At 60.3% G+C, this 21,868-nt stretch carries 15 protein-coding genes; 13 read left to right on the top strand and 2 right to left on the bottom strand.

Translation table 11 applies throughout. The features are described from left to right. The first annotated feature begins 161 nt into the window (after positions 1-161). The 6 genes from recC (at position 162) to ACW9IR_RS15620 (ending at position 11,865) form a co-directional block, all read left to right on the top strand. Positions 162-3,614, top strand: coding sequence for an exodeoxyribonuclease V subunit gamma (gene recC, locus ACW9IR_RS15645; protein WP_102901496.1), 3,453 nt, complete (start codon positions 162-164; stop codon positions 3,612-3,614). Further along, on the top strand, positions 3,611-7,300 hold the full coding sequence (recB, locus tag ACW9IR_RS15640) for an exodeoxyribonuclease V subunit beta (protein WP_457464058.1): 3,690 nt from the start codon (positions 3,611-3,613) through the stop codon (positions 7,298-7,300). Before recC ends, recB begins: the two co-directional genes overlap by 4 nt. After that, positions 7,297-9,405, top strand: a complete 2,109-nt coding sequence (gene recD, locus ACW9IR_RS15635; protein ID WP_102901498.1) for an exodeoxyribonuclease V subunit alpha — start codon at positions 7,297-7,299, stop codon at positions 9,403-9,405. Before recB ends, recD begins: the two co-directional genes overlap by 4 nt. A 119-nt stretch (positions 9,406-9,524) precedes the next feature. Next, positions 9,525-10,100 (top strand): YfiR family protein, encoded by a 576-nt coding sequence (locus tag ACW9IR_RS15630; RefSeq protein WP_457464056.1) that lies wholly within the window; start codon positions 9,525-9,527, stop codon positions 10,098-10,100. After that, positions 10,097-11,365 carry a diguanylate cyclase domain-containing protein gene (locus ACW9IR_RS15625; protein WP_110718949.1) on the top strand — a complete coding sequence of 423 codons (1,269 nt, stop codon included), beginning with the start codon at positions 10,097-10,099 and terminating at the stop codon, positions 11,363-11,365. Before ACW9IR_RS15630 ends, ACW9IR_RS15625 begins: the two co-directional genes overlap by 4 nt. 47 nt (positions 11,366-11,412) lie before the next feature. Then, a complete protein-coding gene (locus ACW9IR_RS15620; RefSeq protein ID WP_189684027.1) occupies positions 11,413-11,865 on the top strand; it encodes an OmpA family protein in 453 nt (150 codons plus the stop codon). Here ACW9IR_RS15620 and ACW9IR_RS15615 read toward each other — a convergent pair. Continuing rightward, positions 11,862-12,809 carry a LysR family transcriptional regulator gene (locus ACW9IR_RS15615; RefSeq protein ID WP_457464061.1) on the bottom strand — a complete coding sequence of 316 codons (948 nt, stop codon included), beginning with the start codon at positions 12,807-12,809 and terminating at the stop codon, positions 11,862-11,864. The two genes, ACW9IR_RS15620 and ACW9IR_RS15615, sit on opposite strands and share 4 nt — an antisense overlap. Positions 12,810-12,958: 149 nt before the next feature. On the opposite strand from ACW9IR_RS15615, the gene ACW9IR_RS15610 reads away from it, so the two are divergent. Both ACW9IR_RS15610 and mmsB read left to right on the top strand, forming a co-directional pair. Next, positions 12,959-14,485, top strand: a complete 1,527-nt coding sequence (locus tag ACW9IR_RS15610; RefSeq protein ID WP_457464053.1) for a CoA-acylating methylmalonate-semialdehyde dehydrogenase — start codon at positions 12,959-12,961, stop codon at positions 14,483-14,485. A gap of 10 nt (positions 14,486-14,495) precedes the next feature. After that, on the top strand, positions 14,496-15,398 hold the full coding sequence (gene mmsB / locus ACW9IR_RS15605; RefSeq protein WP_110718951.1) for a 3-hydroxyisobutyrate dehydrogenase: 903 nt from the start codon (positions 14,496-14,498) through the stop codon (positions 15,396-15,398). A gap of 163 nt (positions 15,399-15,561) precedes the next feature. On the opposite strand, the gene ACW9IR_RS15600 is transcribed toward mmsB, so the two are convergent. After that, positions 15,562-15,906 carry a cupin domain-containing protein gene (locus ACW9IR_RS15600; RefSeq protein WP_016987264.1) on the bottom strand — a complete coding sequence of 115 codons (345 nt, stop codon included), beginning with the start codon at positions 15,904-15,906 and terminating at the stop codon, positions 15,562-15,564. Positions 15,907-16,419: 513 nt separating this feature from the next. Here ACW9IR_RS15600 and ACW9IR_RS15595 point away from each other — a divergent pair. Genes ACW9IR_RS15595 through ACW9IR_RS15575 form a run of 5 tightly spaced genes read left to right on the top strand, consistent with a single transcriptional unit; the run spans position 16,420 to position 21,829 of the window. Beyond that, positions 16,420-16,989, top strand: a complete 570-nt coding sequence (locus ACW9IR_RS15595; RefSeq protein WP_095119586.1) for an acyl carrier protein — start codon at positions 16,420-16,422, stop codon at positions 16,987-16,989. Positions 16,990-16,997: 8 nt separating this feature from the next. Beyond that, complete coding sequence (locus ACW9IR_RS15590) at positions 16,998-18,272, top strand: beta-ketoacyl-[acyl-carrier-protein] synthase family protein (protein WP_457464050.1); 1,275 nt, start codon at positions 16,998-17,000, stop codon at positions 18,270-18,272. A gap of 1 nt (position 18,273) precedes the next feature. After that, positions 18,274-19,332, top strand: coding sequence for a beta-ketoacyl synthase (locus ACW9IR_RS15585; protein WP_457464048.1), 1,059 nt, complete (start codon positions 18,274-18,276; stop codon positions 19,330-19,332). Beyond that, positions 19,329-20,624 (top strand): beta-ketoacyl-[acyl-carrier-protein] synthase family protein, encoded by a 1,296-nt coding sequence (locus tag ACW9IR_RS15580; RefSeq protein ID WP_150749634.1) that lies wholly within the window; start codon positions 19,329-19,331, stop codon positions 20,622-20,624. Before ACW9IR_RS15585 ends, ACW9IR_RS15580 begins: the two co-directional genes overlap by 4 nt. Beyond that, positions 20,621-21,829, top strand: coding sequence for a beta-ketoacyl synthase N-terminal-like domain-containing protein (locus ACW9IR_RS15575; RefSeq protein WP_457464045.1), 1,209 nt, complete (start codon positions 20,621-20,623; stop codon positions 21,827-21,829). Before ACW9IR_RS15580 ends, ACW9IR_RS15575 begins: the two co-directional genes overlap by 4 nt. The last annotated feature ends 39 nt before the right edge of the window (positions 21,830-21,868 follow it).

The following is a 21,868-nucleotide window of genomic DNA, read 5'->3' as shown; positions in this document are numbered from 1 at the left end:
CGTCAAGATTAAATTCCGAAACCCCAATTGCGAAAGCAGTTGGGGTTTTGTTTTGTCCGCAGGAAAGTTCTTACAGCATTCGCAGGCGCCGTCCGGCTGTCACAACCTGCCGACAATGCTAAGGTTCTGCCCTGGCTTTCGTACTTTCCAAGGAATCCTTTATGCCGGACGCTCAGTCCCTCAACGCTGCATTCATGGTGGTCCAGAGCAACAGCCTGGACGAACTGCGCAGCCTTGTGATCAGCATCATGCGGCGTTATCCGCTGGCTCCCCTGGAAAACGAAATAGCTCTGGTGCAGAGCAACGGCATTGCCCAATGGCTCAAATTGGCCTTGGCCGAAGATCCTGAGGAAGACGACCTTGGCGGTTGCGGTATTGCCGCAGCGATTGATGTGCAACTGCCGGGCAGTTTCATGTGGCAGTTGTACCGCATGGTACTGGGGCGAGATGAAATCCCTCCCAAATCCCTGCTCGATAAAGCCCCGCTGACCTGGCGCCTTATGCGTCTGCTTCCTCAGGTTATTGATCGTCCTCATTTCGAACCGCTGCAACGCTTTCTCATCAATGACGCCGACCTGCGCAAGCGCTACCAATTGTCAGAGCGCTTGGCGGATCTGTTCGACCAGTATCAGGTGTACCGGGCTGACTGGCTTGAAGACTGGGCCGAAGGTCGGCATCAGTTGCGCAATGTCAGAGGTGAAGTAAAACCATTGCCCCCGACCAGTTGCTGGCAGGCGGAACTGTGGCGTGCGCTGCTGGATGACGTTGGCGAACAGGGGATGGCACAGAGTCGTGCCGGCGTTCACCAACGGTTCATCGAACGCATCAACAATCTTGCCGAAGCTCCTGCGGGATTGCCTTCACGAGTGATCGTTTTCGGTATTTCTTCGCTGCCAGCCCAGGTGCTTGAAGCACTGGCCGGGCTTGCGCGTTTCAGTCAGGTCCTGCTGTGTGTTCACAACCCGTGCCGCCACCACTGGGCCGATATTGTCGCCGACAAGGATTTGCTGCGGCACCAATACAAACGACAATCGCGCAAGACAGGAATGCCCACAGTGCTGGACCCTGATGCACTGCATCAACACGCTCATCCACTGTTGGCTGCATGGGGCAAACAAGGCCGCGACTACATCAACCTGCTCGACAGTTATGACGATCCCAATAGCTATCGGGCGGCTTTCCGCGACGGCCGCATAGACCTGTTCAGCGAAACTCAACCACACAATCTGCTCAATCAACTCCAGGACGACATTCTCGAGTTGCGCCCACTCAATGAGACTCGCGAACACTGGCCTGTAGTCGATCTGGTACAAGACGAGTCGATCCGTTTCCACATTGCCCACAGCGCTCAGCGTGAAGTCGAAATACTGCATGACCAGCTTCTGGCGCGGTTCAGTGCCAACCCGGATTTGCGTCCTCGCGATGTGATCGTAATGGTGCCTGACATCGATAGCTACGCCCCGCATATCCGCGCGGTGTTTGGTCAGCTTGACCGGCAGGACGAGCGGTTCATCCCCTTCACATTGGCGGATCAAGGGCAACGTGGTCGTGATCCACTGCTGATCGCAGTCGAACACCTGCTTAAGCTTCCCGACAGCCGTTTTCCGGTCAGTGAAATCCTCGACTTGCTTGACGTTCCTGCACTTCGCGCTCGTTTCGGTGTGGAAGAACGCGACCTGCCAACACTGCACCACTGGATCGAGGGTGCCGGCGTGCGCTGGGGGATGAACGCCGAGCAGCGCGCAGGTCTGGGTTTACCTGACGAGCTTGAGCAGAACAGCTGGCATTTCGGTCTGCGCCGCATGCTCCTGGGCTATGCCGTTGGCAGCGCCGGAGCGTGTGAAGGGATCGAACCTTATGATGAAATCGGCGGTCTCGACGCCGCACTGATCGGGCCGTTGGTGGCTCTGCTCGATGCTTTGGAACTCGCCCATCAACAACTCACTCAGCCTGCTCAACCCAAGGAGTGGGGGTATCGATTGCAAGCGCTGATGCAACTGTTCTTCAAAGCCAGCAACGAGCATGACGACTACTTGTTGACCCAACTCGAAGAGCTACGTGAGACCTGGCTGGAAACGTGCGAGGCAGTAGGCCTGGCGGATGAGCTACCACTGACTGTGGTTCGTGAAGCCTGGCTCGCGGGTCTGGATCAGGGGCGCTTGTCTCAGCGCTTTTTGGCCGGCGCCGTGAATTTTTGTACGCTGATGCCCATGCGCGCCATTCCATTCAAACTGGTCTGCCTGCTGGGAATGAACGACGGCGATTATCCCCGCGCGCAGCCGCCGCTGGATTTCGACCTCATGGGTAGCGACTACCGCCCGGGAGATCGTTCCCGGCGCGAAGACGACCGCTATCTTTTGCTTGAAGCGCTTTTGTCTGCGCGCAACCAGCTGTACATCAGTTGGGTTGGTCGCAGCATCCGCGATAACAGTGAGCGGCCGGCTTCAGTGTTGATCGGCCAATTGCGGGACCACCTCGCCAGTGGCTGGCGATTGCTCGACGAAAATCGCGATCTGCTGAGTGCCATTACGCAAGAGCATCCACTGCAGCCGTTCAGTGCGCGCTATTTTCATGAAGGAGATCACCTGTTCAGCTATGCCAGTGAATGGCAGGTTCTGCATCAATCGCATGAGTCTCAAAGCGAAGCACAGTTGCTTACCCCTTATGTACAAGAGGAGCCGCTGAGCCTGGCTTTGTTGCAGGACTTTTTACGCAACCCGGTCCGGCACTTTTTCACCCAGCGCCTCAAGGTTTATTTCGAGGCTGCCGAAGCGCCGCTAGCCGACGAAGAACCCTTCGTGCTGGATGCATTACAGCGTTACACGCTCAGCGACAGCTTGCTCGAAGCCGCTCTCAGGCAACCGGACAATGTCGATCAAGCACTGACAGCCCAGGCCCGGCGTCTGCAAAACAGTGGTCTGTTGCCAATGGCCGGGTTTGGCGAGTGCCTGCAACGTGAGCTGATCGAACCTTTGCCGGACTTGCTACAGCGTTATCAACAACTGCTGGCACTCTGGCCTACCCCTTTGAGCAGTGCGATGCCGGTCAACCTTGAATTGCAGGGCTTGCGTCTTGAAGGCTGGCTCGCGGGTTTGCACCAGCGCGCTGACGCAGGCCTGTTGTCGATCACGACCATTCCCAACAGCATCGGCTCAATCAAAAGCCGCAAATGGCATCGGCTGACCAAACCTTGGGTTAATCATTTGGTGGCCTGCGCCAGCGGACTTTCGCTGACGACAGCATTAGTCGCCAGCGACGATACATTGCTGCTTGAACCCATGGAGCCAGCACGAGCGATACGTTTCCTTGGTGACTTGCTCCTCGCTTGGCAGGCAGGCATGCGACAGCCACTGCCGATCGCGGTAAAAACCGCTTTTGCGTGGCTTTCCCAAACCGATCCGCTGAAGGCCGAAGCGGCAGCGCGTAAAGCCTATGAAGGTGACGGCCAGACCAGCGAAGGGGAGCGCCGTGAGAGCCCCGCGCTGTCCCGGCAATACGCCGACTTCGATGCATTGCTTGCAGATGAAACATTCTCCGGTTGGTGCGACGCGTTGTATCGCCCTCTGCTTGAAGCACCATGGCGTTCACTGTCCACTGAAGGGGCTCGCGCATGAGCACAAAAACATCCCTCGCACTGGCCTTTCCGCTACAGGGCAGTCAGTTGATCGAAGCCAGTGCCGGTACCGGCAAAACATTCACCATCTCAGCTTTGTATCTGCGACTTATTCTTGGGCACGGTAGCGAGTCGAGCGGCTTTGGTCGTGAATTGCTGCCACCACAGATTCTCGTCGTGACCTTCACCGATGCCGCGACCAAGGAACTGCGTGAGCGCATACGCACGCGTCTGGCTGAGGCAGCTCGATTCTTTCGTGACGAAACACCTGCCCCTGACGGACTGATTGCTGAGCTGCGCGATCAATTCGAACCACAGCAGTGGCCCGGTTGTGCCAACCGCCTCGATGTCGCTGCGCAATGGATGGACGAGGCCGCTGTTTCGACCATCCACAGTTGGTGTCAGCGCATGCTCCGTGAACATGCGTTCGACAGCGGCAGCTTGTTCACCCAAACACTGGAAACCGATCACAGCGACTTGCTCGGAGAAGTGTTGCGCGATTACTGGCGGCTGTTCTGTTACCCGATGCAGGGCGATGCCTTGAGTTGGGTTCGCAGCAACTGGGGTGGGCCAGCAGCGTTGTTGCCTCGCGTGCGCGGTCTGTTCGCCAGTGAGCGCGACAGTGACGAGGGCAAGGCTCCGGCAGAGTTGATCGAGGAGTGCCTGCAAGAGCGCCGTGCGGCATTGATCGAACTGAAAATGCCCTGGCGCCAATGGGCAGACGAGTTGCTCGCCATCTGTCATCAAGGCGTCACTAGCAAAACCGTCGACGGGCGCAAAATGCAGGCACGTTACTTCGAACCGTGGTTCGAAAAGCTCAAGGCATGGGCTGAAGACGAGTCTCTGGAGCAACTGGATATCGGCACCGGTTTCACCCGACTGACCCCCGACGGCATGGCCGAAGCGTGGAAAGGTCAGGCCCCGAGCCACCCGGGTCTGGATGCCATGCCGAAACTCAAGTCGAGCCTCGATGCACTGCCCACTCCTGATGCCGCTGTGCTGCAACATGCCGCCAAATGGGTAGGCGCACGCTTTGAAGAAGAGAAGCGGCGTCGCGCCGAGATGGGCTTCGACGACATGTTGTTGCGCCTTGATGCAGCTTTGCAATCCGACGGTGGAGAACGTCTTGCGACGTTGATTCGCGAGCAGTTCCCGGTCGCGCTGATCGATGAGTTCCAGGACACCGACCCGGTGCAGTACCGAATCTTCGAGAGCATCTATCGCATCGAAGACAATAGCCCCGAGACCGGCCTGTTTCTGATCGGTGATCCTAAGCAGGCGATCTACGCCTTCCGCGGTGCAGACATCTACACCTACCTGCGCGCACGTCAGGCTACCACTGGCCGACTGCATACACTGGGCACCAACTTCCGTTCCAGCCATGGCATGGTCAACGCGGTCAATCATGTATTCGCACGTGCCGAGTCCCGAGAGCAGGGACGCGGCGCGTTTTTGTTCCGCGAGAAAAACGGCGACAACCCGGTACCGTTTCTTCCTGTCGAATCTCAAGGTCGCAAGGAACAACTGCAAGTTGCCGGGCAAGCTATCGCGGCGCTGAATATCTGGCATTTGCCTGCCGACCAGCCACTGTCCGGCGTGGTCTATCGCCAGCAATTGGCAGCCGCGTGCGCCAGCGAAATCACCGCGCTGCTCAATGGCGGGCAAAGCGCTGACGCGGGGTTCGTGCAGGATGGCAAAGACTTCAGAGGTCTGAGGCCGTCCGACATTGCGATTCTCGTGCGCGACGGCAAAGAAGCCCAGGCCGTACGCAGTGAACTCGCCGCCCGCGGCGTGCGCAGTGTTTATCTGTCGGACAAGGATTCGGTTTTCGCGGCGCAAGAGGCTCATGACCTGCTGTCCTGGCTCAAGGCCTGTGCCGAGCCGGATGTCGAACGTTCCCTGAAAGCCGCGCTGGCCTGCATCACCCTGAACCTGCCATTGGCAGAGCTGGAACGTCTGAACCAGGACGAACTGGTGTGGGAAACCCGGGTCATGCAGTTCCGTGGCTATCGCGAGCTATGGCGCAAACAAGGTGTACTGCCGATGTTGCGCCGCCTGCTGCATGACTTCCACCTGCCGCAAACCTTGATGAGACGCACAGATGGTGAGCGTGTACTGACCAACCTTTTGCACCTGTCGGAATTGATGCAGCAAGCGGCTGCGGAGCTGGACGGGGAACAAGCGCTGATTCGTCATTTGGCCGAACTGCTGGCAGTGTCCGGTCAGGCTGGCGAAGAGCAGATTCTACGTCTGGAAAGCGACGAGCAACTGGTCAAAGTCGTGACCATCCACAAGTCTAAAGGTCTGGAATATCCATTGGTGTTCTTGCCATTCATTTGTTCGGCGAAACCCGTGGATGGCAGTCGATTGCCACTGCATTATCACGACGCCGAGGGCAAGGCTCAGATTAGCCTCAAGCCGACTGCCGAGCTGATCGCGCAAGCCGACGATGAGCGTCTGGCTGAAGACCTGCGCCTGCTCTACGTTGCTCTGACTCGCGCGCAGCACGCCTGCTGGTTGGGCGTAACGGACCTCAAACGCGGCAATAACAACAGTTCGGTGCTGCACCTTTCGGCACTGGGTTATCTACTCGGCGGTGGTGTATCTCTGGGTGAGTCCAGCGAACTGAAACGCTGGCTGCAAGACCTGCAACAAGACTGCCCGGCCATCCACATCGATGAAATGCCACAACCCACCGACGAGCATTACCAGCCGCCACGCAATGACGCCGTGCTGAGCGCCACGCTGTTGCCCAAGCGCAAGGCCAGTGAAAACTGGTGGATCGCCTCCTACAGCGCATTGCGCATCAGCGACGTATTGAGTGTCGGCAGCGATGAAGCGCCGGACAGCCCGCAAGCGCAAAAACTATTCGATGATGAGCGCCTCGATCCCGACGCCCCGCGAGAAATTATTGCCGGTGGCGCCGATATCCATCGCTTTCCTCGTGGCCCCAATCCAGGAACGTTTCTTCACGGTTTGCTGGAATGGGCCGGAGATGACGGCTTTGCCGTTTCCCGCGAGGCGTTGGAGGATGCGATTGCCCGACGCTGTAACCTGCGTGGCTGGGAAGGCTGGATCACCACCCTGAGCGACTGGATGCAGCACCTGCTCAAATCGCCACTGCCGATTGCTGGCGGGCAACTACCGGTTGTTCTTGAGCAACTGAAGCAATACCGGGTCGAGATGGAGTTCTGGTTCGCCAGCCATAAAGTCGATGTCCTCAAACTCGACGAACTGGTGCGTCAGCACACTCACAGGGGCGTGGCCCGTGTGGCGGCAGAACCGGTGCAACTCAACGGCATGTTCAAAGGCTTCATCGACCTGACCTTTGAACACAATGGCCGTTACTACGTGGCCGATTACAAGTCCAACTGGCTCGGCGTGGATGATCTGGCCTATACCGAGCAGGCCATGGAGCAGTCAATCCTCGACAACCGTTATGACCTGCAATACGTGTTGTACCTGCTGGCGTTGCATCGCCAGCTCAAGGCCCGGCTGCCTGATTATGACTACGACCGGCATGTCGGCGGGGCGTTGTATCTGTTTCTGCGCGGTACTCGCGCAGATAGTCGCGGTGTCTATTTTGTACGTCCGCCCCGTGAGCTGATCGAGCGTCTCGACCGGATGTTCCAAGGCAAACCCGAACCCAAGACCGAGCCCGCCTGGGAACAGGGAGTCCTGCTATGAGCCGCACCTTTGCCGATCTGCTCCCTACGCCGCTGGCTGCTGACAGTCTGTCGAGGTTATCGCCCCTGACCAGCGCCGACGACCTGTTGATATTGCTGACCCGGTGGGTCGAGCGTGGCTGGTTGCGTGCGCTGGACAAAGCGTTTGTCGGGTTCCTGCACGAACTTGAACGCAACACGGATCCGCTGGTGTTGCTTGCTGCTGCCCTGACCAGTCATCAACTTGGCCACGGTCATGTCTGTCTCGATCTGTATGAAACCCTGAAAGCGCCCGACTTCGCTCTTTCGCTGCCCCCCGAAGGGGACGTGCAAGGTGGTGTCTTGTTGCTACCTTCGCAATTGCTCGAGGCGCTCGATGGTGCTCACTGGTGCAAGGTTCTAGCGGGCAGCTCTCTGATCGCGCTGGCGGCGGATAGCAGCGATTCAGCACAACAACGCCCGTTGGTGTTGGCGGGCAAACGCCTGTATCTGCGACGCTACTGGGCCTACGAGCGGCGCATCGATACGGCATTGCGTCAGCGTCTGCAGCAAGTCGAGCCGACGCCGGACGATCTGCCGCAGCGCTTGAACGAGCTGTTCGGATCAGCGAAAACGGGTGAGGTGATCGACTGGCAGAAACTCGCCTGCGCCCTCGCAACTCGTGGCGCTTTCAGCATCGTCACCGGCGGTCCGGGCACCGGCAAAACCACCACCGTGGTGCGTTTGCTGGCCCTGCTTCAAGCGCCCGCGGTTGCCACCGGTCATCCGCTGCGAATTCGTCTGGCGGCACCGACGGGCAAGGCCGCGGCGCGGCTGACCGAGTCCATCAGCCAGCAAGTGCAGTCGTTGGAAGTCAGCGAAGCGGTGCGGGCGAAAATCCCTTGCGACGTCACCACCGTGCATCGCCTGCTGGGCAGCCGTCCCGGCACCCGACACTTCCGTCACCACGCCGGCAATCGCTTGCCGCTGGATGTGCTGGTGGTCGACGAAGCCTCGATGATCGACCTGGAAATGATGGCTAACCTGCTGGATGCCTTGCCACCCCATGCACGACTGGTCTTGCTGGGCGACAAGGATCAACTGGCCTCCGTGGAGGCCGGCGCGGTGCTGGGGGATTTGTGTCGAGACGCCGAGAGTGGCTGGTACAACCCGCAGACCCGACGGTGGCTGGAGTCGGTCAGCGGTGAGTCGCTGCAGGACAGTGGCTTGCATGAAGACGTCGATGGCACCCACCCGCTGGCCCAGCAAGTGGTGATGCTGCGCTACTCCCGGCGCTTCGGCGAGGGCAGTGGGATTGGTCAGCTCGCGCGTCGGGTTAACCAACAGTTGCCGGGTGAAGCGCGCCAGTTGCTCACGGCCGGGCACTATGACGATGTGTATTCGCTGCCGCTCAAGGGCGAGCACGATCACACGCTGGAGCGACTGTTGCTGGAGGGGCATGGCGACGGCCCACAAGGCTATCGCCATTATCTGAGCGTGCTGCGTGATCAGCGTCCACCCTCGGGCCGGCCACTCGAACATCCGGACTGGGTCATTTGGGCCCGTGAAGTCTTGCAGGCGTTCGACACCTTCCAGTTGCTGTGCGCCGTGCGCAAAGGGCCGTGGGGTGTCGAAGGTCTGAATCAACGCATCACCGCCGCGCTGCTCAAAGCACGTCTGATCGAAAACGATCAGCAATGGTACGAAGGCCGCCCGGTATTGATGACTCGCAACGACTACGGTCTGGGTTTGATGAACGGCGACATCGGCATCGCCCTCAAACTGCCCGAGCGCGAAGGACCCGACGCCGGCAAACCGGTGTTACGCGTGGCTTTCCCGCGCAACGACGGCCAGGGCGGCGTTCGCTTCGTATTGCCCAGCCGCCTCAATGACGTCGAAACCGTCTATGCGATGACGGTGCACAAGTCCCAAGGCTCGGAGTTTGCCCACACGGCGCTGATTCTGCCGGATGCCTTGAACCCGGTACTGACCAAAGAACTGATCTACACCGGCATTACCCGGGCTAAACATTGGTTCACCTTGATCGAGTCCCGCTCCGGCGTGTTTGAAGAAGCGGTGCAGCGCAGGGTCAAACGCCTGAGCGGGCTGATGCTGGAACTGGAGGAGGGCGCCGCGCCTCGGGGGTGAAAATCCAGACGATTGGCGGCGTTTACTGACCAACCGGTCAGAGGTCGCTGTCTCGCTGGTGTTTCACTGCTGTGCTATCGTTGCGGCATCATTTCGCTACGATCCAAGAGAATCCCTGCATGAAGGTGTCTGTCTGGACGACAGGGCGCGTAGTTGTCTGCAAGCACGCGTTGCTTGTCGGTCTGCTCTGGTTGTTGACGGGCGCGGCTGTCGCGCAGCCGCAAGCGCCGACAGGTATGGCCGAACAACGGGCCAAATCTGTCACTCAGGTTGTTCTTGGCATTCTCAGCTACGCGCGCTGGCCGGTGGAGCCTGCGCAGTTGCGCCTGTGCATCGTCGGCCCGACCGAGTACACCGATGATCTGGTCAAAGGCACCACGCAAGCCACTGGCCGACCGGTTACCGTACGTCGCTTGTTGGCCGACAATCCGGCGATCGTCAGCGAATGTGATGCGGTGTACATCGGCAAACTCACCGCCGATGAACGCACTCGCTTGTTCGCTTCGCTGATCGGTCATCCGGTACTGAGCATCAGCGAAGGTGGCGATCAATGCACGGTCGGTAGCCTGTTCTGTCTGCGCGTTGGCGATGAGCAAGTGTCCTTCGAGGTCAATCTCGACTCCGTTGCCCGCAGCGGCGTGCGCATTCACCCGAGCGTGCTGCAATTGTCGCGTCGCAAACCGGCGGCGCCATGAACCTGTTCAGATCGAATAGCCGCCCAACGCTGGGTTCGGTCATTGGCCGAGGGCATTTGACGGTCGCGCTGGTGGGCGTGGCGATGGCCAGTGTTTCGCTGACGTTGCTCGGCGTACTGGCATTACGGGTTTACGCCGATCACAACCTGCACTTGATCGCCCGATCGATCAGCTACACCGTGGAAGCAGCAGTGGTGTTCAACGACAAGACCGCCGCCAACGAATCGCTGGCGCTGATTGCTTCCTCCGAAGAGGTTGCTGACGCCCAGGTGCTGGACAGCCAGGGGCAACTGCTCGCGCATTGGCAACGCCCGGAAAACGGTTTGTTCTCTGAGCTGGAAATGCAGATCACCCGCGCCATCCTGGAAAGGCCTGTCAGCCTGCCGATCGAGCATCAGGACCGTGAAATCGGTCGTGTGCTGCTCACCGGTCATGGTGGCAGCCTGATGCGCTTTCTGCTCAGCGGTCTGGCGGGGATCATTCTCTGTACCGCGATCAGCGCCTGGGTCGCGCTCTACCTGGCGCGCCGGCAGTTACGCGCGATCACCGGTCCTCTGCGCAGTCTGGCCAATGTGGCCCACGCCGCACGCAGCGAACGAGCGCTGGATCGCCGCGTGCCGCCAGCGCAGATCGCCGAACTCGACAACCTCGGCAATGACTTCAACGCCTTGCTCGACGAACTGGAGTCGTGGCAAACCCATCTGCAGAACGAAAACGAAACCCTCGCTCACCAGGCCAGTCACGACAGCCTGACCGGTCTGCCGAACCGAGCGTTTTTCGAAGGGCGCTTGATCCGCGCGTTGCGCAATGCCAGCAAACACGATGAGCGCGTGGCGGTGTTGTTTCTCGACAGTGACCGTTTCAAAGGCATCAACGACAACTTCGGCCACGCTGCGGGTGATGCGGTGCTGGTGGCGGTGGCCAACCGCGTTCGTGCGCAATTGCGCGAAGAGGATCTGGTGGCGCGGCTGGGCGGTGACGAGTTCGCCGTTCTGCTCACGCCGCTGCACAAGGTCGAAGACGCCGAGCGCATTGCTGACAAGATCCTCGCCAGCATGGACATGCCCATCGCGCTGCCGGGCGACACCAGTGTCGTGACCTCGCTCAGTATCGGCATTGCGGTTTTTCCCGATCATGGTGTCACGCCGGGGGCCTTGCTTGATGCCGCCGATGCGGCGATGTATCAAGCCAAGCGTCTGTCGCGCGGCGCCCAATTCACGGCCGGGGCGGAGCACCTGGTCGATTCCGTTCAAACCAGGAGCTGACTCTCGTGTTCACACTGTCCATTCGATCTTTTTACGCGGTGCTGTTGATGGCCGTACTGGCCCTGACCGGTTGCCAGACTGCGCCGCAAAAAGGCCTGACCCCGGCGCAAGTCGCGGTCCTCAAACAACAGGGCTTTGAACTGACTGACGAGGGCTGGGAGTTTGGCCTGTCCGGCAAAGTGCTGTTTGGCAGCGACGTCGAAAGCCTGAACCAGCCAAGCACCGAGATCGTCGAACGCATCGGCAAGGCCCTGCTGGGTGTCGGCATCGAGCGCGTGCGCGTCGATGGCCACACCGACGCATCGGGCAAAGAGACGTACAACCAGCAACTGTCCCTGCGCCGTGCGAAAAGTGTCGCCAACGTGCTGGGCACGGTTGGTATGAAACAAGAGAACATCCAGTTGCAAGGCCTGGGTAGCAAAGAACCGGTGGCGTCCAACGATACGGCGGCCGGTCGCACCGAAAACCGCCGGGTGTCGATTGTGGTCAGCGCCGACTAGTCGGCGAACTGCATTTCGCGCGTCTTGCCCATCAACAGATCCTGATTACGCTCGGTCACCTCACGAATGTAATCCCACAACAAAGTGATCCGCTTCAACTTCCTCAGATCCTCCCGGCAGTACATCCAGAACTGCCGGGTAATATCGATTTCCTCCGGCAACACGGGCAGCAGGCGCGGATCCTGCGCGGCGAGGAAGCACGGCAGAATCGCCAGTGAGCGCCCTTGCTGCGCCGCGACGAATTGCGCGATCACGCTGGTGCTGCGCAAGTTGGCGCTGGCGCCCGGCAATACGTTCGCCAGGTACAGCAACTCCGAGCTGAACGCCAGATCATCCACATAACTGATGAATTGATGCTTGCCCAAGTCTGCCGGGCGGCGGATCGGCGGGTGTTTGTCGAGATATTCCTGAGTCGCATAGAGCTGCAAACGGTAGTCGCAGAGTTTGCAGCACACGTACGGCCCGTGCTCCGGGCGCTCCAGTGCAATGACGATGTCGGCCTCGCGCTTGGACAGGCTGATGAAGTGCGGCAGCGGCAGTATGTCCACCGAGATCGCCGGGTAAGCGTCGACGAAATGGCTCAGCTGCGGGGTGATGAAAAAACTGCCGAAACCTTCGGTGCAGCCCATGCGCACATGTCCAGAGAGTGCCACACCGGAGCCGGAGACTTGCTCGCAGGCCATGTGCAAGGTGCTTTCGATCGACTCGGCATAACCGAGCAAACGCTGGCCTTCGGTGGTCAGGACGAAGCCGCTGGTCCGCGACTTCTCGAACAGCAAAGTGCCCAATGCCGCTTCCAGCGAACTGATCCGCCGCGACACCGTGGTGTAGTCGACAGCCAGCCGTTTGGCGGCGGTACTGGCCTTGCGGGTGCGGGCGACTTCGAGGAAAAACTTGAGGTCGTCCCAGTTCAGCGAGCCTAGAGAGGTGATGTTTTTTTGCATGATGGACGGGCTTATATGTGCGTTCTTATTAGAAGTTTGCACATCTATACTCCAAAAACAGTCCGACAACCAATTCGTGACACACGCCTCATCTCAAGGCGAACCTTTCGCCTTGGCTCCTACGATAAAAACAAGTTTCGGAGACCAGCATGAACGCATCGCTTACGCCCAACGAAACCACGGTCCAGAAGGTCAAGCTGCTGATCAATGGCGAATGGGTCGAGTCGCAGACCACCGAATGGCACGACATCGTCAACCCGGCGACCCAGCAAGTGCTGGCCAAAGTGCCGTTTGCCACCGCCGCTGAAGTCGACGCCGCCGTCAGCGCCGCCCAGCGCGCCTTCCAGACCTGGAAACTGACCCCGATCGGCGCACGCATGCGCATCATGCTCAAGCTGCAAGCGCTGATCCGCGAGCATTCCAAACGCATTGCGGTAGTGCTGAGCGCCGAGCAAGGCAAAACCATTGCCGACGCCGAAGGCGATATTTTCCGTGGCCTGGAAGTGGTTGAACACGCTTGCTCGATTGGCACGCTGCAAATGGGTGAGTTCGCCGAGAACGTCGCCGGCGGCGTTGATACCTACACCCTGCGTCAGCCGATCGGTGTATGCGCCGGCATCACCCCGTTCAACTTCCCGGCGATGATTCCGCTGTGGATGTTCCCGATGGCCATCGCCTGCGGCAACACCTTCGTCTTGAAACCTTCGGAACAGGATCCGCTGTCGACCATGTTGCTGGTCGAGCTGGCAATCGAGGCTGGCGTTCCGGCCGGTGTGTTGAACGTGGTTCACGGCGGTAAAGACGTGGTCGATGGCCTGTGCACGCACAAGGACATCAAAGCGGTGTCCTTCGTCGGTTCGACCGCTGTCGGCACCCACGTTTACGACTTGGCCGGCAAACACGGCAAGCGCGTGCAATCAATGATGGGCGCGAAGAACCACGCTGTGGTGCTGGCCGATGCCAATCGCGAACAAGCGCTGAATGCGCTGGTCGGTGCCGGTTTCGGTGCGGCCGGGCAACGTTGCATGGCCACTTCGGTGGTGGTGTTGGTCGGCGCGGCGAAACAATGGCTGCCGGATCTGAAAGCGCTGGCGCAGAAACTCACCGTCAACGCCGGCAACGAGCCGGGCACCGATGTCGGCCCGGTGATCTCGAAGAAAGCCAAGGCGCGAATTCTCGATCTGATCGAAAGCGGCATCAAGGAAGGCGCCAAGCTCGAACTGGACGGTCGCGACATCAAGGTGCCGGGTTACGAGCAGGGCAACTTTGTCGGCCCGACCTTGTTCTCGGGCGTGACCACCGACATGCAGATCTACACCCAGGAAATCTTCGGCCCGGTGTTGGTGGTGCTGGAAGTCGACACCCTTGATCAGGCGATTGCGCTGGTCAACGCCAACCCGTTCGGCAATGGCACCGGCCTGTTCACACAGAGCGGTGCGGCGGCGCGCAAGTTCCAGACTGAAATCGACGTCGGCCAGGTCGGCATCAACATCCCGATTCCAGTGCCGGTGCCATTCTTCAGCTTCACCGGTTCGCGCGGTTCGAAACTCGGCGACCTCGGCCCGTACGGCAAGCAAGTGGTGCAGTTCTACACGCAGACCAAAACGGTCACGGCGCGCTGGTTCGATGACGACAGCGTCAACGACGGCGTGAACACCACCATCAACCTGCGCTGAGGAATCGATCATGAAAATCGCATTTATCGGTCTGGGCAACATGGGCGCGCCGATGGCGCGCAACCTGATCAAGGCTGGCCACTCGCTGAATCTGGTCGATCTGAATAAAACCGTGCTGGCGGAACTGGAGCAACTGGGCGGCAGCATTCGCGCTTCGGCCCGTGAAGCCGCCGAAGACGCCGAACTGGTAATCACCATGCTGCCGGCGGCTGTGCATGTGCGCAGCGTCTGGCTCGGTGAGGACGGAGTGCTGGCTGGCATTCGCCAAGGTGTGCCAGCGGTGGATTGCAGCACCATCGATCCGCAGACGGCCCGCGATGTGGCAGCGGCTGCGGCGAAACAAGGCGTGGCCATGGCCGATGCGCCAGTGTCCGGTGGCACCGGTGGTGCCACTGCCGGCACGCTGACCTTTATGGTCGGCGCCACCCCGGAACTGTTCGCCACGCTGCAACCGGTGCTGGCGCAGATGGGCCGCAACATCGTGCATTGCGGCGAAGTCGGCACCGGGCAGATCGCCAAGATCTGCAACAACCTGCTGCTGGCGATCTCGATGGTTGGCGTCAGCGAGGCGATGGCGCTGGGCGATGCATTGGGCATCGACACCTCGGTGCTGGCCGGGATCATCAACAGCTCGACCGGGCGTTGCTGGAGTTCGGAGATGTACAACCCGTGGCCGGGGATTGTTGAAACGGCGCCGGCTTCGCGCGGGTATACCGGCGGGTTTGGCGCGGAACTGATGCTCAAGGATCTGGGGCTGGCAACGGAAGCGGCGCGTCAGGCTCATCAACCGGTGGTGCTCGGCGCGGTGGCGCAGCAGTTGTATCAGGCGATGAGTCAGCGTGGGGATGGCGGGAAGGATTTCTCGGCGATCATCAACAGCTATCGCAAGCCTGCAATAGAAGGACAGCGCTGAACAAACTGTGGGAGCGAGCCTGCTCGCGATGACGGCGGTCGCTTCAACAAGGAAGTGACTGATCGTTCGCTTTCGCGAGCAGGCTCGCTCCCACAGGGGATTTGCGTATATCAGACATTGTTTGCCGGGAAATCACGTCGGGTGATCTCCCGGCTTTTTTGCATCAGGCGAACACGAAATATTTGCGCACGGTTTCGACCACTTCCCACGTGCCCTTCATGCCCGGCTCAATCACGAAGATATCGCCAGCACGCAGATGAATCGGCGCCATGCCGTCCGGGGTGATTACGCAGTAGCCTTCCTGGAAATGGCAGTATTCCCACTTCACGTATTCAACGCGCCACTTGCCCGGCGTGCAGATCCACGTGCCCATGATCTTGCTGCCGTCTTCGCTGGTGTAGGCGTTGAGGTTGACGGTGTGCGGGTCGCCTTCGAGTTTTTCCCATTTGCAGGCATCGAGTACCGGCAGCGGATGGGTGTCGCGTAGAACGGTGATAGGGGCGGTCATGTGTCGGCTCCAGACAAGGCGATCAAACGGAAGCTGCACCCTATAGCGCCGCGCCTTGGCCCAGATGTCTGTGTTCGACATTCAGATATCCATAAACGCTGCCAGGTTTTACGGATGGGGGAGTAAACCTTCCAGCAAATTCAATTAACGTCAGTACTGACCTAAAACAAAGGTTATGAAGTTATAACTATTTTACTTGTCCGGTTTTTACTTTTAGTACGTCTGTTCCGTTGCGTCCTTAGTTGCTTTCGATAGTCGGCCTGCCTGATACCGCGGGCGCCCCACCTTACCCCGTCTTTGTTAAGTAAATAAGTCGTTCACCGCACCAAGGAGGTGCGGTGTCTGTGGGGGTTTTGCAGACTTTTTTCGACTTGTAAAAAAACCTTGAATAGTTCGTTGACTCTCCCCTTAAGGGCAGAGTTTAGATTCCCGCCGCGTGAGAAGTTGCTGTGGGAAAAGTTACTTTTCATAAGTCGAATTCATGAAGTAGTCACGACATATAGGGAGATAGAAATGAACAATCCATTGGACTTGGAACATGTCGTTGCCAGCACTCGCGAAATCCTCGCACAGCTGTTGGTGATGGATGCGAATGACATCGAAGAAAACAGCAGCATTGTCGAAGACCTCGGTGCCGACTCGCTGGACATCGTCGACCTGAGCTTCCAGCTGGGCCGCCAATATGGCTGCACACTGCCGAAAACCAGCGTGCTCGACCATGCAGTGGCGGTTTGCGGTGATGCCAGCGAATTTCTCGCCAACGGTCGCATTACCGAAAGCGGCAAAAGCCTGCTTGAGCAAAGCCTCAGCGCCTACACCCCGGATCAGTTGAAGGCGGGCATGCAACCGGCTCAGGTGTTCGCCGCGACCACCGTGCGTAATTGGGCCAACCAGTGCCGCAATCTTTTCAACTACCTGCCGGCCACCTGCCCGGATTGCAATGCTCACCAGGCGATTCTGAACGAGCGCCAACAAGTGGTCTGTGGCGCGTGCAGTGCGCGTCTGGTGCCGGCGGATGGCGATGAAGTGTCGCGTCAATTGGTTGAGCAGTTTGTCGCCACTCACGCCAAAGAAGCGGTGTAGGAGTTCTCATGCGGGCACGAGAAGTCTATGTGAGCGGGTTCGGTCTGGTGGCGCCCATGGCGCTGGACGCTGCCACGTTGTTCGAGCGGATTTGCCGGAAGCAATCCTGTGTCCGCGAACATCCTCGGTTCAAGGCGCTGGGATTCAGCAACAGCGCTGCCGGGTTTATTGATGACGCGCAGTGGCAGCAGATCGGTGCCGGTTTCGGCGGCAATGCGGCGCTGCACCCGCGACAAAGTGTGCTGGCCGAGTACGTCGGCCGGCAGGCGCTGGAGCACGCCGGCCTGACGCCGGCAGACTTTGCCCACAGTCGCAGCGGTCTGTTTCTGGGCGCCAACAAGTACTGTGCCGACAGCCACGATCTGCAACGGCTCAGCCGTTGCATGGATAAGGCCGGACGCGTCGACCTCGACCGTCTGCTGGACAGTCCGGCACCTTCCAGCGCGACCTTCACCCGGCGGGTCGATCAACAGACGCAACACCTGGCCGATCGGCTCGGCATTCGCGATCACATCTCGACCCATTCCGATGCCTGTGCCGCCGGCACCATGGCCATCGGCAGTGCTTACCGGGCCATCGAGCGCGGAGAGATCGATCTGGCTATTTGCGGCGCCGTCGAACTGATGGCCAACGAACTGCCTTATTACATGTTCAACAGCCTCGGCGCGCTCTGTCAGGCCGACTTGCCGGCGAGCGAACAAAGCCGCCCGTTCATGCCTGACCGTAGCGGTTTTGTCCTCAGCGAAGGCTCGGCGATGGTCATTCTCGAATCCGCTGAACACGCGCAGCGGCGCAAGGCTGCGCCATTGGGCCGGGTGTTGGGTTACGCGAATGTCTGCGAGGCGCAGAAAATGACCTCCAGCAGCCGCGATGGCAGTAAATATGAGGAATGCATGGAAGCAGCAATCGAAGACGCCGGGCTGCTGCGCAGCGCCGTGCAACACGTCAACACCCACGGCACCTCCACACAGGCCAATGACAGTTGTGAAGCGTTGGCGCTGCAGCGGTTGTTTGGCGGCTGCCAGGATTTCATGACCTTCACCGCCAACAAGTCTGCCATCGGTCATTCGCTGGCGGGCAGTGGTGCGATCGAAGCAGTGCTGTCGCTGATGAGCCTGCGTGACGGTGTGCTGTTGCCCACCCTGAATTACGACGCCGAGCGTGCCGAATACCCTTCGCTGAAGTTCTTGAGCGAGCCGGTGCGCCAGTCGATCAACGTGGTGATGTCCAACTCGTTCGGCTTTGGCGGCATTAACAGCTCGCTGGTTCTGGGGAGGGCATGACATGAACCGAGCCATCTATCTCAATGCCGCTGCGGTGCTGAATGTGGCAGGCAGTGAATGCGCTGACTTGCTCGGCACACCCTGTGCGGCGCAACCGCTGGCATTTGACGCACAGCGTCAGGCGTTTGCCTTGCCGACGCCGCGACTGGCCAGTGACCTGTTTGATCGCAAGATCCAGCGCAGCGTCGAACCGCAGGGCTTGCGCCTGTTGCATTGCGCCGCACGGCTGGCGCCAGCACTGGCGGCGCTGCAATTGCCCGCGTCACGCATTGCCCTGACAGCGGCCATTCCCGAAGTCGATGCGCCGAGCCCTTGCTGGGATGCGGTGCAGGCGATCATCGAACAGCCACACAAACAACTCAGCCAATTGTTGGCCAACACACCGCCCCTGCATGCGTTGACCCTGCTCAACAGCAGCGTGATGGCCTATGTGGCTGAAGCGCTCAATTGTCACGGGCCGATGGGCGGGTTCTGTTCCCAGGACAATGCCGGGCTGGATGCGCTGATCGAAGCCTGCCAGCAGATCGGCGAGCGGCATGCCGACGCCGCGTTGGTGGTCAGCAGCAGCCCGAACCTGACCCCGGCCCTGTATCTGCGCGAGCCCGATCAGGCGAACGAACCGATTTTCGGTGAGGGCGCCGCCGCGCTGTTGCTGGCGTCGACACCAGCGCCGGGTGCGGCACACGCCGTGCGCATTGCCGGATTTGCCCGTGGTTACAGCAACGATCCGCAACGCTCTGTGGCGGTGGGTCGGCGCGTCATCGATCAGGTTCTGAGCGTCGAAAAACTGCGGGTCGGCGACGTCGAGCATATCGTCGGCAATTGCGCTGACGGGCAAGTGATGAAGTTGCTCGAAGCTTTCCCGCGCGAGATTCGCAGCACCCGTGCCATGACCGGTGAACTGGGCGCCAGCGGCTTGCTGACAGAAGTCGCACTGACACTGCACCTGAGCTGTGAAGTAGCGGCGACGCCGGGCTACACGTTGCTTGTCAGCCACACTCGCGCCGGTCACTGGGGCGCGTTGCTGTTGAGCAGTGAAACCATGGAGAAGCACGCATGAGTGCGACACGGATTGTGATCACCGGCATGGGTGCCGTCACCGGTTTCGGTTTCGAATGGCAGACCCTCTGGGAAAAAATGCTCGGCGCCGAACATTGCGTGCGGCCATGGCAGCCGGACGACCTGCAAGAGGCCTCGTTCGCGGTGCGTTATGCAGCGCCCGTCGACATGAGCCTGTTGCCGGAAAAACTGCACAGCCACGCGGCGTGGACCCTGCCACTGGAGAAACGCAGCCGCTTTGGCTGGGTGGCCGCCACGCAAGCCGTCAACGACAGTGGCCTGCAACCGGAGCAATTGCGCGGCGCAGCGGTTCTGTGTGCCTCTGGCGCGCCGCAACACATGCTCGCCGACATGCTCCTGACCGCCGCGCCGGATGGCGCTGCCCCGGGCTGGCAGCACTTGATGCCGCGTGCCGGGCAAGTAAATGCCGATGGCTCGCTGCGTCAGAGCAACGACCGGCTGGCGCGAGTAATCGCCGACGATCTGGGCTGCGAAGGCCCCGTGATCAATATCAGCAGTGCCTGTGCGGGTGCCTCCCAAGCGATCGGTAATGCCTTTCAGATGATCCGTCGTGGCGAAGTCAGCGTAGCGCTGGCCGGCGGGGCCGACTCGGTGCTCAATCTCGACACCATGGCTGCGCTGTACCTGCTCGGCGCCGCTTCGGGAGAGCAACGCTGGGGCGCCGACCTGTGTCGGCCGTTCGATCGTGACCGCAGCGGGCTGATCGCCGGCGAAGGCGGCGGTTTTGTCGTCCTCGAAAGCCTGGAACACGCCTTGGCGCGGGGCGCGACACCCTATGCCGAAGTGCTGGGTTTCGGCAGCAGCCTGGACGCTTATAAAGTCACCGCACCACAACCCGAAGGACGCGGCGCGGCGCTGGCGATGCAGGCCGCACTCGACGACGCCGGGCTGCGCCCGCAGCAGATCGATCTGATCAACGCCCACGGCACCTCGACGCCGCTCAACGACGTGGCCGAAACCCTCGCGATCAAAAGTGTGTTTGCCGAGCACAAGCACTATCAAGCCTTGGCTGTCAGCGCCAACAAATCGCAGTTCGGTCACCTGATCGCGGCGGCCGGCGCACCCGAATGCATCGTTACCGCATTGGCCTGCCTGAACGATCTGGTCACGCCCACGGTGAACCTGCACGACGCCGACGAACAGTGTGATCTGGATTATTGCGCCGGTCAGGCCGTCAGTCGTCGCGTGGATTACGCACTGAGCAATTCTTTCGGTTTTGGCGGCCTCAACACCTCGCTGGCCCTTGGCAAATATCGGGAGCACGGACAATGAGCAATGCCTCTGCACGTATCGCCATCACCGGCAGCGGCTGTGTGTTGCCCAGCGGCTGGGGTGTCGAGCGTTTCTGGTCGGCAGCCCGCGAAGGTCGCAGCGCGATCTCGGCCTTGCAGTCGCCGCTTTTCCACAGTGAGCGTGTCGTCGCGTTCGGTCACGTCGCTGAGGACGATCATCAACGCAGTCGCCAGGACGTTGCACAAAACCTCCAGCGTTATTGTCCGCCGGCAGTGATCTGGGGCGTCAGTGCCGTGCGCCAGGCGCTGGCCGAGGCCGGGCTTGAACCGGGCCGCGACAGCGTGCGTTTTGGTCTCTATTGCTGCCAGGGCGGTTACACCCATCCATCGCTCGCGTCTTACGGCGAACTGTTGCATGAGTGTCAGACCGAGACCGGTGCCGACATGCAGCGTCTGGCCAAACGCGTGTTGCAGGAGCGCGCGCTCGATCCGTTTCTGGTCCTCAAAAGCCTGAGCAACGGTTTGCTCGGCGTCGTCAGTCTGGCCTTGAAGCTTGAGTGCGAATGCAACGCCTACATGCAAGGCGTGGCCGGCAACCTGGCGGCGCTGCGCGAAGCCTGCGCGGCGTTGCAGAGCGGTCGGATCGATGCGGCCATTGTGGTGGGCGCCGGCAGTGAACTGGATCCGCTGGCGCTTGCCGCACTGGCCGAGGCGGGGGTGATCAGCACCGACGGTTCGCCAAGCCTGCGTGCCTTTGATCGCCAAGGCAGTGGCGGCATTGCCGGCGAAGGTGCGGCGGCGCTGGTACTGCGCCGCGCCGATGATCTGCCGGCAGGGCCGCAAACCTGCCTGACAGCACTGTTCGCACATCCGCGTCTGGACTCGCTGAGCTTGCCGGACAAACAGGTGGATCTGCTGATCAGCAGCGCCACTGGCGATCCGCACAAGGATGCCGATCTGGCCCGCACGCTGGCGCGAACCGGCGCCGCGCACATCACCAGCAGCACGCCGCTGACCGGCATGCTCAGTGGTGCGCCGAGCCTGGTTGACCTGATCTTTGCCCGGCAGGCCTTGCAGGCGCAAAGCATCCCGCCGGTCAGCGGTCTGCAGCAGCCGCTGGATGCGCATCTGCCGTTTGTGATCGGTGGGCCGCGCGATGCCGCGCTCCACGATTGTCTGGTGATCAACCGCGACGACAACGGTTTCAGCGCCGGTTACCAACTCGAATTTCACGCGGCCGACTGACCGTCGGCATGCAACGAAACGCAGCTGATTTTTTACTTA

It is taken from the genome of Pseudomonas sp. SDT291_1_S447, assembly GCF_054070155.1.
The sequence above is the reverse complement of the archived record's forward strand: the minus strand, read 5'-3'. Positions and strand labels throughout refer to the sequence as shown.

Coding starts and splice junctions, on each gene's coding strand:
- ACW9IR_RS15575 (WP_457464045.1), top strand. CDS start 20,621: ATGAGCAATGCCTCTGCACGTATCGCCATCACCGGCAGCGGCTGTGTG.
- ACW9IR_RS15590 (WP_457464050.1), top strand. CDS start 16,998: ATGCGGGCACGAGAAGTCTATGTGAGCGGGTTCGGTCTGGTGGCGCCC.
- mmsB (WP_110718951.1), top strand. CDS start 14,496: ATGAAAATCGCATTTATCGGTCTGGGCAACATGGGCGCGCCGATGGCG.
- ACW9IR_RS15620 (WP_189684027.1), top strand. CDS start 11,413: ATGGCCGTACTGGCCCTGACCGGTTGCCAGACTGCGCCGCAAAAAGGC.
- recB (WP_457464058.1), top strand. CDS start 3,611: ATGAGCACAAAAACATCCCTCGCACTGGCCTTTCCGCTACAGGGCAGT.
- ACW9IR_RS15615 (WP_457464061.1), bottom strand. CDS start 12,809: ATGCAAAAAAACATCACCTCTCTAGGCTCGCTGAACTGGGACGACCTC.
- ACW9IR_RS15585 (WP_457464048.1), top strand. CDS start 18,274: ATGAACCGAGCCATCTATCTCAATGCCGCTGCGGTGCTGAATGTGGCA.
- ACW9IR_RS15630 (WP_457464056.1), top strand. CDS start 9,525: ATGAAGGTGTCTGTCTGGACGACAGGGCGCGTAGTTGTCTGCAAGCAC.
- ACW9IR_RS15625 (WP_110718949.1), top strand. CDS start 10,097: ATGAACCTGTTCAGATCGAATAGCCGCCCAACGCTGGGTTCGGTCATT.
- ACW9IR_RS15600 (WP_016987264.1), bottom strand. CDS start 15,906: ATGACCGCCCCTATCACCGTTCTACGCGACACCCATCCGCTGCCGGTA.
- recD (WP_102901498.1), top strand. CDS start 7,297: ATGAGCCGCACCTTTGCCGATCTGCTCCCTACGCCGCTGGCTGCTGAC.
- ACW9IR_RS15610 (WP_457464053.1), top strand. CDS start 12,959: ATGAACGCATCGCTTACGCCCAACGAAACCACGGTCCAGAAGGTCAAG.
- ACW9IR_RS15595 (WP_095119586.1), top strand. CDS start 16,420: ATGAACAATCCATTGGACTTGGAACATGTCGTTGCCAGCACTCGCGAA.
- ACW9IR_RS15580 (WP_150749634.1), top strand. CDS start 19,329: ATGAGTGCGACACGGATTGTGATCACCGGCATGGGTGCCGTCACCGGT.
- recC (WP_102901496.1), top strand. CDS start 162: ATGCCGGACGCTCAGTCCCTCAACGCTGCATTCATGGTGGTCCAGAGC.